This window comes from Kitasatospora sp. NPDC087271 (assembly GCF_044744605.1).
In the GTDB taxonomy this organism is placed as follows: domain Bacteria; phylum Actinomycetota; class Actinomycetes; order Streptomycetales; family Streptomycetaceae; genus Kitasatospora.
Genome location: NZ_JBIUYQ010000005.1, coordinates 139,878 through 151,562, shown reverse-complemented (window position 1 = coordinate 151,562; position 11,685 = coordinate 139,878). Strand labels below are relative to the sequence as shown.

9 protein-coding genes are annotated in these 11,685 nt (G+C 74.9%); 6 read left to right on the top strand and 3 right to left on the bottom strand.

What is annotated here, in order from left to right:
- Positions 1 to 6: 6 nt before the first annotated feature.
- From ACIO9K_RS11205 to ACIO9K_RS11195, 3 genes are all read left to right on the top strand, one after another.
- Positions 7 to 1,596, top strand: coding sequence for a 4-hydroxyphenylacetate 3-hydroxylase family protein (locus tag ACIO9K_RS11205; RefSeq protein WP_400328600.1), 1,590 nt, complete (start codon positions 7 to 9; stop codon positions 1,594 to 1,596).
- On the top strand, positions 1,593 to 2,435 hold the full coding sequence (locus ACIO9K_RS11200) for a class I SAM-dependent methyltransferase (RefSeq protein WP_400328597.1): 843 nt from the start codon (positions 1,593 to 1,595) through the stop codon (positions 2,433 to 2,435). Before ACIO9K_RS11205 ends, ACIO9K_RS11200 begins: the two co-directional genes overlap by 4 nt.
- A 112-nt stretch (positions 2,436 to 2,547) precedes the next feature.
- Entirely contained in the window at positions 2,548 to 3,426 is an 879-nt protein-coding gene (locus ACIO9K_RS11195) for a helix-turn-helix domain-containing protein (protein ID WP_363624745.1), read from the top strand.
- A gap of 49 nt (positions 3,427 to 3,475) precedes the next feature.
- On the opposite strand, the gene ACIO9K_RS11190 is transcribed toward ACIO9K_RS11195, so the two are convergent.
- Positions 3,476 to 4,729: an MFS transporter gene (locus ACIO9K_RS11190; protein ID WP_363589397.1), complete on the bottom strand. Its 1,254-nt coding sequence runs from the start codon at positions 4,727 to 4,729 to the stop codon at positions 3,476 to 3,478.
- A 329-nt stretch (positions 4,730 to 5,058) separates the two neighbouring features.
- On the opposite strand from ACIO9K_RS11190, the gene ACIO9K_RS11185 reads away from it, so the two are divergent.
- Together ACIO9K_RS11185 and ACIO9K_RS11180 are read left to right on the top strand one after the other, a co-directional pair.
- Positions 5,059 to 6,282: an FAD-dependent monooxygenase gene (locus ACIO9K_RS11185; RefSeq protein ID WP_400328592.1), complete on the top strand. Its 1,224-nt coding sequence runs from the start codon at positions 5,059 to 5,061 to the stop codon at positions 6,280 to 6,282.
- Positions 6,283 to 6,426: 144 nt separating this feature from the next.
- Positions 6,427 to 7,314 carry an alpha/beta hydrolase gene (locus ACIO9K_RS11180; RefSeq protein ID WP_400328589.1) on the top strand — a complete coding sequence of 296 codons (888 nt, stop codon included), beginning with the start codon at positions 6,427 to 6,429 and terminating at the stop codon, positions 7,312 to 7,314.
- A 14-nt stretch (positions 7,315 to 7,328) separates the two neighbouring features.
- Here the strand turns inward: ACIO9K_RS11180 and ACIO9K_RS11175 are convergent, their stop codons facing one another.
- Together ACIO9K_RS11175 and ACIO9K_RS11170 are read right to left on the bottom strand one after the other, a co-directional pair.
- Positions 7,329 to 8,468 (bottom strand): hypothetical protein, encoded by a 1,140-nt coding sequence (locus ACIO9K_RS11175; protein WP_400328586.1) that lies wholly within the window; start codon positions 8,466 to 8,468, stop codon positions 7,329 to 7,331.
- 245 nt (positions 8,469 to 8,713) lie between these two features.
- Positions 8,714 to 10,801: a BTAD domain-containing putative transcriptional regulator gene (locus ACIO9K_RS11170; RefSeq protein ID WP_363589387.1), complete on the bottom strand. Its 2,088-nt coding sequence runs from the start codon at positions 10,799 to 10,801 to the stop codon at positions 8,714 to 8,716.
- 178 nt (positions 10,802 to 10,979) lie between these two features.
- Here ACIO9K_RS11170 and ACIO9K_RS11165 point away from each other — a divergent pair, with 178 nt between their 5' ends.
- On the top strand, positions 10,980 to 11,522 hold the full coding sequence (locus tag ACIO9K_RS11165) for a hypothetical protein (RefSeq protein ID WP_363589385.1): 543 nt from the start codon (positions 10,980 to 10,982) through the stop codon (positions 11,520 to 11,522).
- The last annotated feature ends 163 nt before the right edge of the window (positions 11,523 to 11,685 follow it).

Here is an 11,685-nt window from a genome sequence, read left to right as displayed (position 1 = left end):
TGGCGCATGACACTGCTGGGCACCATCACCGGCCGCGGCGCACCCGCCACCGCCCGCGGCCTGCTGACCGGCGACCGGTACCGGGCCGAACTGGACGACGGCCGCGAGCTCTACCTCGACGGCAAGCGCATCGCGAACCCCGCCGAGCACCCCGCGTTCCGCCCGGCCGTGGACGAACTGGCCCGCCTGATCGACCTCCAGCACGACCCGGCCCACCGCGACCTGCTCACCTGGGAGGACCCGGACAGCGGCCTGCGGCTCGCCCGCGCCTACCAGCCCCCGCGCACCCTGGAGGACCTGCGGCTCCAGCGCCGCAGCGCCGAGCTGTGGCACGCCGAGGCACTGGGGCAGCAGGGCCGCTCACCCGCCTTCATGGCCTCGATCGCCGTCGGCGTCTACGACTTCCGGCACCGGCTGGCCGGGGCCGACCCGCGCTTCGGCGCCAACGCCGAGGCGTGGTACCGGCACTGCGCGAGCAACGACCTGGTCCTCTCGCACGCCCTCGGCGACCCGCAGATCGACCGCTCCGCCAACCCGCTCGACGACCCGGACCTCGCCCTGCGCGTCGTGGAGGAGAACGACCGGGGCATCGTGGTGCGCGGCGCCAAGCAGCTCACCACGCTCGCCCCGATCGCCCACGAGGTGCTGGTCTACCTCTCGGCGTCGTTCACCGAGGGCCGCGGCGAGCAGTTCGTGACCTGGTTCGCCCTGCCGCTCAACACCCCCGGCCTGATCACCCTCGCCCGCGAGCCGCTCGGCAGCGCCTCCTGGGGGCACGCCCACCCGCTCGGCGCGCGGTTCGACGAGCAGGACGCGATGCTCTTCTTCGACGACGTCCTGGTGCCCTGGGACCGCGTCTTCCTGCTGCGCGACGCGAACCTGGCGCGCACCGGCCTCGGCCGGATCAACGCCTGGAGCGCCTACGTCGGCCACATCCGCTACCGCGAGCGGCTGCGGACCCTGCTGGCCAGCGCCACCCTGGTCGCCGAGTCGATCGGCGTGGACGGCTTCCGCAACATCCAGGAGGACCTGGGCCGCCTCGCCGGGTACGCCGAACTGACGGAGTACTTCCTCGACGCCGCCGAGGCGCGCGGCGGCCTCACCGACGGCGGCCTGTTCGCCCCCGGCGACACGGCGGCCTCCCGGGTCTGGTCGGCCGAGGTGGCCGGCAGCGCGGTCGAGATCGTCCGCAGGATCGGCGCCTCCGGGCTGCTCATCCAGCCCACCGCCGGGGACCTCGCCAACCCCCGGCTGCGCCCGCACCTGGACCGCTACATGCGCGGTCGGGACATCGACGCCGAACGCAAGGCCCGGCTCTTCCGGATCGCCTGGGAGCTGACCGGCGACGGCTTCGGCCAGCGCCAGGACCTCTACGAGTACGTGCACCGGGGCGACCTGGCCCGCAACCGGATCAACCTCTTCAAGCGGTACGACCAGAGCGCCGCCCGCGAACGGCTGCTGCACCTGGTCGACCAGGGCGTCGCGGAGCAGCCCGCCGCCGCACAGCCGTCCGCCGCACAGCCGCCGACCGAGCAGCCGCCGACCGAGCAGCCGTCCACCGAACAGCCGTCCACCGTGGAGGAGAACCAGCCGTGAGCACGTCCGCCGTCGAGATCCAGGCCCGTACCCTCGCGGGGTACGCCGACGCCAGCCGGCTGCGCCAGGTCCAGGACCGGGACTGGGTGCTCGACCAGGTCACCGGAGCCCCCGAGTCCCTGATCGACCTCGGCAGCGGGATCGGCCAGTTGCTCCAGGAAGCCTTGGAGCGCTTCCCCTCCCTGCGGCGCGCCGTCGGCCTGGAACGCTCCGAGCACCGCATCGCCGAGGCCGCCGCCCGGCTCCAGCCCTACGGCGAGCGGGTCGCCCTGCACCGGGCCGACCTCACCGTGCCCGAGCCGCTGCCGTTCCGGGCCGACGTGATCACCCAGACCTCGGTGCTGCACTGGCTGTACCCGGACGAGGAACGGATCTTCGCCTGGGCCGCCGCCCACCTCGCCCCCGGCGGCCGCTTCCTGCTCACCACCTACCACCCGGCCCGGGACGAGCGCGGCCTCGGCGGTGAGGACGAGCTGGTCCGCGAGGCCCTGGTCGCCCTCGGCACCCCGTACGACGAGGTGCCCGGCGTCCTGGAGCGCGCCGGGGTGCTGCCGATCGCGACCCGGACCAGGACCGTCGACGAGCTCGAGGCGGTGGTGGGCCCGCACCTCGCGGTGGCCGGCCACCTGGAGCGCGACGCCGTGGTCACCGTCGACGGCGCCGCCCAGTACGAGCACTTCCACGCCGCCACCTTCGGCGACTACTACAGCCGTGCGGTGCCGGCGCAGCAGCGGCCCGCCTTCTTCCGCGCGGTCGGCGAGAGCGCCTGGCGCCGGCAGCAGGAGCGCGGCCACGTCAGCCACATGCCCGTCCGGCTGTGGCAGCTGACGTCTCGTTAACAACATGTGTAGCCCGCCGCTCACCCCTGGGGTGGGCGGCGGGCTGCGTCTACGCTGGTGGCAGCCCACACCCCCGCATTCGACGGCACCGACCAGGGCCGAGGAGCCAACCGTGTCAACTCCCCCCGCAGGCAGGGAACTCGGCGCCTTCCTGCGCGCCCATCGTGAGCTCCTCAAGCCCTCCGACGTCGGCCTCACCGCCACCACCCGGCGCCGCACCCCCGGTCTGCGCCGGGAGGAGGTCGCCTCCCTCTCCGGCGTCGGCCTGGCCTGGTACACCTGGGTCGAGCAGGGGCGGGTCACCGCCTCCCGGCAGGTGCTGGAGGCGATCGCCCGGGTGCTGCGGCTGGACGCGGCCGGGCTGCGGCACGCCATGCGCCTGGCCGGCTACCACGAGCCGACGGCGGCCGCCGCCTCGGAGGACGGCGCCGACCGGCTCGCCGCGGCCATCCGGCCGGTCCTGGACTCCTGGCCCACCAGCCCGGCCGTCCTGCTCGACCGGCACTTCGACCTGCTCGGCTGGAACGCCGCCTGGGTCGCCCTCTGGGGCTCGCCCGAGTTCGTCCCCGCGGACCGGCGCAACCTGATGTGGGTGATGGCCGCCGACCACCGGGTGCGGGCCGTGTTCCGCGACTGGGAGCCGCTCGCGATGAACGTCTTCCAGCAGTTCCGGGCGCAGGCCGGCCCCGCCCTGGCCGACCCCCGCACCGGCGAGGTCTACCGGCACCTGGACGAGGACGCGCCCGAGTTCCGGCACTGGTGGGGCTGCCACTCGGTGGCGGAGCTGACCGTCCGCACCGTCACCGTCGAGCCGGCCGGGCTCGGCGCGGTCCGGCTGACGCTGTCGTCCTTCCACCCGGTGGACGACCCGACCGCGACGGTGCTGCTGTTCACCCCGCACGGCGCCGCCGACCGGGCGCGGATGACCGAACTGGTCGATCATCCGTTGCGCGCGGTCGGCGGCGTGGAGGGGGAGCGCCGGGTCGGCTGAGCCGCCGGTCGCCGGTCCCCCGGGGAGGCCCGGCCGTTCCGGCGGGGCCTCAGGTGCCCGATGCGGTGGACCGGCGCAGGCCGAGGCTGACCGCCAGCGCGCCCAGGGCGGCCACCAGCGCGAGCCCGGTGCCGATCAGTAGGGTGCCGTCCGCGACGTTGCCGAACGTGCCGATCGCCCAGGCGCCGAGGCCGGTGCCCGCGTACATGGTCGAGGTCAGCCACGCGCTGGAGGTCGCCCGCAGCTCCGGGGCGATGGTGCCGGCCAGCGTCTGCTGGTCCGTCACGAAGCCTCCGGAGGCCAGGAACCACACCACCACGCCGGCCAGGGCGAGGACCAGGCCGGGCCCCTTGGCCGCCAGCGCGACGCCCGCCGCCAGCAGCACGCCCCACAGCGGCAGCAGCGGCAGGTCGGAGCGCCCGGCGGTCCTGGCCCGGTCCCCGAGCCGGCCGCCCAGCAGCGAGCCGACCAGGCTGCCCGCGCCGACCAGCACGCCCACCAGGCCCAGGGCCTGCACCGACAGGTCGAAGCGCTGCACCAGCACCGCGCCGAGGAAGGTGTAGGCGCCCAGGTTGGCCGTGTTGAACACCGTGTTGACCAGCAGGGCGCGGCGCAGCGTCGGGTCGGCCCAGCCCGCCAGGATCGCCCGGACCGCCCCCACCTGCGGCGCGGCCGCCTGCGCCGAACGGCGCTGGACCTGGCTCAGCAGCAGCGGCACGGCCGCCGCGGTGCCGATGGTCAGCGCCCAGAACGCCGACCGCCAGCCGGCCAGTCCGGCGAGGAAGCCGCCGAGCGGCACGCCGATCACCTGGCCGCAGGAGAACAGCGCCATGCCCAGGCCGAGGGCCCGGCCGCGCACCGCCTCCGGCGCGGTCTCGGCGATGTGCGCCCAGATCGCCGGCCCGGCCGCCGCCGCCGCCAGCCCGGCCACCGCGCGGGAGACGACCAGCAGCGTCAGCCCGGTGGAGAGGGCGGCCGCCGCGTTGGACACGACGAACAGCACGGTGCCCGCCACCAGGGTGCGGCGGCGGCCGAACCGGTCGCTCAGCAGCCCGAGGAAGGGCGCCGCGACGGCGTACACCAGCACGTAGGCGGTGACGCTGGAGGCGGCGGCCGCCTCGGTGGTGTGCACCGAGTCCGCGATGGTCGGCAGCAGCGGCGACACCAGGAAGGTCTCCGTGCCGAACAGGAACAGCAGGAGGAACACTCCCGCGTAGCGCCACCGTTCGAAGGCCTGGGCCGGCGCCAGGGGCGGGACGTCCTCGGCCTGTTCGGGTCGGGGCGGGTCGGAGATGCTGCTCACAGCGATCACCACCTTGTCGTGCGAGGGAGCGGCCGGGCCTTCGGACGGCAGGCGCGAGCGGCCGCGACGGGAGGGCAGGAGTCCGATGCGGCCATCCTGCGGACGGCCCTCGCGGCCAGCCAGACAGGCGGTCATCCTGTGACCCCAGGTCACAGGCTGCCGCCCTGGCCCGGCCGGTGACGCGGTCGGTGACGCGGCCTGCCGGTGGTCTGTCGGTGGTCTGTCGGCGGTCCGGCGGTCGCTCGCCGGTCGTGTCAGCGTCCTGTGAGCGACCTGTCGGCCGCCGTGGCGAGACTGGCGGCACGACATCGACTCACGGGAGGTCCACCATGTCGAGCACCACGTCGAACAGCACCCGACCGCACCACTCGCGCACCACCTCGGTCCTGATCTCCGGGGCGGGGATCGCCGGCACCGCCCTCGCCTACTGGCTGGAGCGCTACGGCTTCCACGTCACGGTCGTCGAGCGCGCCCCGGAACTCCGGGGCGGCGGACAGGCGGTGGACGTGCGGGGCAACGCCCTGGAGGTCATCGAGCGGATGGGCCTCCTGGAGGAGGTCCGGGCCCGCAGGACCGGACTGCGCGGCATGTCCCTGGTCGACGCGGACGGCCGCGAGCTCAAGCGCACCACCGAGTGGACGGCCACCGGGGGCGCCGTGGACGGCCCGGACGTGGAGATCCTGCGCGACGAACTGGCCGCCCTGCTGGCGGGGGCGGCCCGGCCCGGCGTCCGGTACCGCTTCGGCGAGTCGATCGACACCCTCGTGCAGCACGAGGAGGGCGTCCAGGTCCGCTTCACCAGCGGCGACGAGCAGTCCTTCGACCTCGTCGTGGGCGCCGACGGCCTGCACTCGAACACCCGCCGCCTGGTCTTCGGCCCCGAGCCCGACTACCTGCACCCGACCAGCATCTACATCGCCGGCTGGAGCGCCCCCAACCACCTCGGCCTCGACCACTGGGAGGTCATCCACCAGCCCAACGGCCAGGCCGCCTGGGGCTGCATGGCGATGACCGTCCGGGACAACAGCGAGCTGCGCGTCTTCGCCGTCTTCACGTCCGACGAGCCGGTCGGGGACCTGCTGCCGCGCGACCTCGCGGAGCAGCGGCGGCTGGTGGCCGAGCGTTGCGCCGGGATGCGCTGGGAGGTGCCGCAGTTCCTCAAGTCCCTGGGGGAGGGGGACGCCTTCCACTACGACGTGGTCGCGCAGATCCGGATGGACCGCTGGTCGCAGGGCCGGGTCGCCCTGCTCGGCGACGCCGGGTACTGCTGCTCCCCGGCCACCGGCCAGGGCACCAGCGTGGCCCTGACCGCCGCCTATGTGCTGGCCGGGGAACTGCACGCGGCCGACGGCGACCACGAGGCCGCCTACCAGGCCTACGAGCAGCGGCTGCGTGGCCATGTGGCGGCCAATCAGGCCATCCTCGACCACACCAGGGGCCGGTTCGAGACCACGGAGGCCGACCCCGAGGGGGTCGAGGGCTTCGACCGGCCCGGACCCGAGCTGGGCGAGGCCTTCCGCGCGGCCACGGTCTTCGACCTGGCCGAGTACTGACCGACCCCGCCGCCCGCGCCGACCCCGCTGCCCGCGCCGACCCCGCCGCCCCGCAGGTCGGCCGCGGGTGGTCGCGATCACCAGGTAAGTGAGGTTAGGCTAACCAAACTTGATGGACGGTCGAGGGTGAGGGCGGTGCCGGGGATGCACAGTCAGGGTGAGCCGGGGCGGGCGCGGACACGGGACGGCCGGGAGCTGTTCTACATGCGGCGGCCGGGGCCCGGCGGCGAGGGCGCGCCGACGGTCGTGCCGACGGTCGTGCTGGAGGGCGGGCTCGCCTCCAGCCGCTCGTACTGGGCGCCGGTGCAGCTCCGGCTGGACGGGGTCGCGGCGACGGTGGCGTACGACCGCAGCGGGTTCGGCCGCAGCGCTCCGGACCCGGCGCCGCGCCCGCTGCGCCGCCTCGCCGAGGACCTCGACGAGCTGCTCGACCACCTCGGCGGCCTCGGCCACGGGCCGTTCGTCCTGGTCGGGCACAGCTGGGGCGGGCCGATCGTCCGGATCGCCGCCGCGGCCCGCCCCGAGCGGATCGCGGGCCTGGTGCTGGCCGACCCGACGGACGAGTCCTGTGACCTGGTGTTCGCGCCCTCGGTGCGCCGCCAGGAGCGGATCGGGCAGGCGGTCAGCATGCTGCTGGCCCGCACCGGCCTGCTGGCCCGGGCCTTCCGCCCGATGCTCGACGCCCTGCCGGCGGACGCCGCGGCCGAGATGCGCGAGGAGGGCTTCACCGTCTCCACCATCCGCACGAGGGGCGCCGAACTCGCCTCCGTCGTCGCGGACTTGGCCGACCTGAAGGAGAACCCGCCGGCCCTCGGCGGCATCCCGCTCACGGTGGTCTCGGCCGTGCGGACCTCCACCGGCATGGGCCCGAAGGTCCGGGAAGCCGTGAACGCCTCCCATGCTTACCGCGTCGGTCGGGCCGAGGTCGGCCGCCACGTGCTGGCGGCCGACGCCGACCACATGGTGCCGACCAGCGACCCCGACGCCCTGGCACGCGAGATCCGCCGGATCGTCGAAGGTAGTTCTACCTAGGACTTGACTGATCGTCAGGTCCTGATGATCTCCAGGCTGGCGGCGGTGCCCGGAACGCCGCCGGGGTAGGTGTTGCCGCCGAGGTAGAAGGTGTGGCCGTCCGGGCCGAGTGCCAGTCCGGTGGCGAGTTCCACCTGCTGCGGGTTCACGGTTTCGGCGGGGACGAGCGCGTGGGCCTCGGTGTCGTAGGAGAGGATCGCGCTGCGGTTGTGGTAGCCGGGAGGGGTGGGGCCGCCCGGGGTGATGAAGACGGACCAGGTGGAGGCGAAGTAGAGGCGGCGGCCGTCCGGGCTGACGACCGGGTAGCCGAGGCCGGTGCTGCCCGGTGCGAAGTGGAAGTTCTCGGTGACGGTGTCGGTCGCGGTGTCGACGAGGTAGTCGCTCTCGTAGCCGCCGATGCCGTACAGCGTGCCGCCGTCGGGGCTGAGCACCGCGCTGCCGGAGGCGCCGTGGCCGGCGGTGAAGGTGCGGACGGTGGTGAGCGAGGTGGGTGTGGCGGCCAGGTGGACCAAGCCGTCCCCGGTGGTGACGTACAGATCCTCGCCGTTGGGGCGCAGGACGATCGAACCGACGGCGAAGCTGGTGACGCCGACGGAGGCGGTGAAGGCGCCGGCGGCGGTCGAGTACGCGAGGACCCGGGCGGGCTGGAAGCCCCAGCGCTGCCGCGGCCCGTTCTGGGCCAGGTAGACGTCGGCGCCGTCCGGACTGACCACGAGGGAACTCGGTGAGCCGTCCACGTACCCGTCGGGGTGCGGCTGGATCGGGAGCAGGACGTCGGCGGTCACCGTGTCGCTGCCGGTGTCGACGGTGACCAGGTGCTGCGCCCCCACGGTCGCGTACAGCCGGGTGCCGTCGGGGCTCATCGCCAGCGCGCCGACGAAGGAGTTCGCGGCGGTGGAGAGGGTGAGCCGGGCGGTGATCCCGCCGGTCCGGGTGTCGACGACCTTGACCGCAGGCGTGCCGCGAGGGTCGTCGGTCACCCCGACGTAGGCCTTCGTGCCGTCCGGGGTGACGGCGGTCGTCGGGTACGCGTACCCCACCGGGACGACCTGGGGGGTCACGCCGGTAGCGGGCTGTGCGGTGGCTACCCCGGTCCCGGCGGTCAGCAGCAGGCCGACCGATGCCGCGGTGCCCAGCCAACGGGCCTTTGCCATGAGCGACTTCACGAAATCCTCCCCTGTGACACACGATGCGTCCGCATCGGCGGGAGCCAGAGTATGGGGCGGGGAAGGCGAGTTGGGCGCCAATGGCGCAGTCGACGACTCGGGGTGGACGCCATGGCGCCCATGCCTACGGCACATGACGGGGCGCGTGACGGGGCACCTGGCGGGGCGCGCGGGGCCGCCCGATCGGCCACGTGGTCGAGGAGCAGTCCATGGGTTGGCGGCCGGGGCCGGGATCAGGGGGCGTCCGGCGCTTGCGCCGCGCAGGCGGCCAGGGCGGCCAGGCGGTCCACCTCGACCCATTCGTCGAGGTGGAGGCCGATCAGGTGGTGGCCCCGGCTCCACGGGTGGTCCGCGGCGGGAGGGGAGGGCGGCGGCGTGGGGGAGTCGGCGTGGTGGAGGTACCAGGAGCTGAGGCGTTCCAGGGCGGCGCGGCGCTCGGCGGTACCGGTCTCGGCGGTGCAGCGTTCGGCGGCGTAGAGGCGCAGGAGGTCGTTGAGCCGGTAGCGGTGGCGGTCCTCGTGGGTGAGCAGGTGGGCGGTGGCCAGGTGGTCGAGGACGGGCCGGACGGCGGCGGTGGGGGTGTCGGTCAGGGCGGCTGCCGCGCCGGAGCTGACGCCGACGGCCGGGGCCAGGGCGAGCAGCCGGAGCAGGGATCGGGCCTCGGCGGGGAGCGAACGGTAGGAGAGGTCGAAGGCGGCGCGGACCGCCGAGGTGGCGTCACCGTCGATCTGTAGGGCGCTCAACCGGTGTTCCGCGTCGAGGAGTTCGGCGGCGTGGTCGGCGAGGCTGCGGCCCGGGAAGGCGGCGAGGCGGCTCGCGGTGATGGCCAGGGCGAGGGGCAGTCGGCCGCAGGCGGCGGTGAGTTCGGCCGCGGCGTGCGGCTCGGCGCGGGTGCGGTGCTCGCCGGCGATGCGGGCCAGGAGGCGGAGGGCCTGATGGGCGGGCAGGACATCGAGCACCAGGGGGCGGGCGCCGTTGCGGGCGGTCAGGCCGTCGAGTCGGGTGCGGCTGGTGACCACCGTACGGCAGTCCGGGGCACCCGGCAGCAGCGGGCGGACCTGTTCGGCGTCGCGGGCGTTGTCGAGGACCACGAGCAGTCGGCGGTCGGCCAGCAGGGAGCGGTAGAGCGCGGCCGCCTCGTCCGGCGCTGCGGGGATCCGGTCGCCGGGCACGCCGAGGGCGCGCAGGAAGCGGGCGAGGACGGTGTGCGGGTCGAGGGGCGCGGCGACGGAGTAGCCGTGCAGGTCGGCGTAGAGCTGGCCGTCCGGGAACCGGTCCCGGGCGCGGTGGGCCCAGTCGACGGCCAGGGTGGTCTTGCCGACCCCGGCCGGGCCCGAGAGTGCGCACACGGGGACGGCTGCGCCGGTGGCACCGGTCGCGGGCGTCGTGAGCAGCGAGTCCAGAACGCGAAGCTCCGTGCCGCGTCCGACGAAGGTGGGAAGTGCGGGCGGGAGTTGGGCGGGCGGCGGCGCCTCCACCGGGGGTGCGGCCGCTGGGGGTGCCGCCATGGGGGGTGCGGCCACGGGGGGTGTGGCCACCGGGGCCGCTGCGGTCGGCGCCGCCTCGGGGCGGACCGGTTCGGTGGCCAGTAGTTCCAGGTGCAGCGCCCGCAGCTCCGGCCCGGGGTCGAGCCCGAGCTCGTCGGCCAGCCGCTCGGCGAACCGGCGGTAGGCGGTGAGCCCCTCGGGCGCGCGCCCGGAACCGTGCAGTGCGCGCATCAGCTGTCCGGTGAAGCGTTCCCGGAGCGGGTGGTCGACCACCAGCGCGGTCAGCTCGGGGACGGCCGCGCGGTGCCGGCCGAGGGCGAGCTCCAGATCGAGGCATTCCTCCCAGGCGGTCAGTCGCAGTTCGTCCAGCGCGACCGCGCCCGGGGCGTCCGCGTCCACGGCGAGTCCGTCCAGTGCGGGGCCGCGCCACAGGGCGAGCGCTTCGCGGAGCCCGTCGACCGCCGCCGGGGATCGTCCGGCGGCGGCCTCGCGGCGGGCGAGGGCGAGTCGGTCGGTGAAGGCGCGGGCGTCCAGGCGGTGGCCGGTGAGCGTGATGCGGTAGCCGCGGCCGTCGGTCAGCAGCACCGGCGGTGCGTCCGGGTCGGCTTCGGCGAAGCGGCGCCGCAACACCCCGGCGAGGTTGCGGACCTGGCGGGTGGCGGTGGCCGGTGGCCGCTCGTCCCAGACGGCGTCGACCAGACGGGCGACGGGAACGGAGATGTCCGCGTTGAGCAGCAGGGCGGCGAGCAGTCGCTCCTGCCGGGAGCCTTCGGAGGGGACGCGCCTCCCGTCGCCGGTCCACACCTCCAGCGAGCCGAGGATCCTGAACTCCAAGTGTCCCTCCCTGGGATCCGCGGGCCGGGCCGGACCGTCGCTGCGCGTGGATGGGCACGGGCGGTGATGGATCAATGACCAGATCATGCCAGTTGTGTGCGTCCGGTTGAGACCTTTGCTGTGCACCGGCCGAAACGAGCCGGTCGCCTGACGAGACGCCTCGAACCAGGAGCAGTTGATGAACCGTCTGAAGAAGGTCGTCGCCACCGCGACCGCCGTCGCCGCAGCCGCCCTGATCCCGCTGTCCGCGGCCCCGGCCGAGGCCGCCACCGGACCGGGCACCCACCTGGGGATGACCTGGTCCGTCGTCGCCTACGGCCCGGAGGGCACCGTCCAGGTCGGCGGCCCCGGGGGCAGCCCGAGCAACGCCTACAACGGCGACACCGCGCCGTCGGTCTCGCTGCCCGTGCTCTGCCTCAACGTCGACGGCAGCCCGGCCCCGTCCGGGATCAGCATCGGCTTCTACAACGGTTGGGCACAGGGCACCGTCGCCCTCAGCCAGCCGGTCAAGGGCGCCCGGCTCAACAGCCGGGCCGCGGCGGACAGCCTCTGCCAGGCCTCCTTCGGGGCCGGCTGGCGCGAGGCCGAGTTCCACGACGGCCACTTCGGGTCCGACCTGGCGCAGACCGGTGGCTGGACCTTCTGGGCCTACGGCAACATCCCCAACAACACGCGGTTCTGGACGGCCATCAACGACCAGGCGGCCAACCCCTGGAACTGACCGGCGCCTGGAACCTCCGGGACTGCCGGCAGAAGGGCGGGGGGGGGGGGCCCCCGGGGGGGGGGGCGCCCCCCCCCCCCGCCGGGGGCCCCCCCCCCCCCCCCCCCCCCCCCCCCCCCCCGGGCCGCCCCCCCCGCCCCCCCCCGCGCCGCCGCGATCGGGG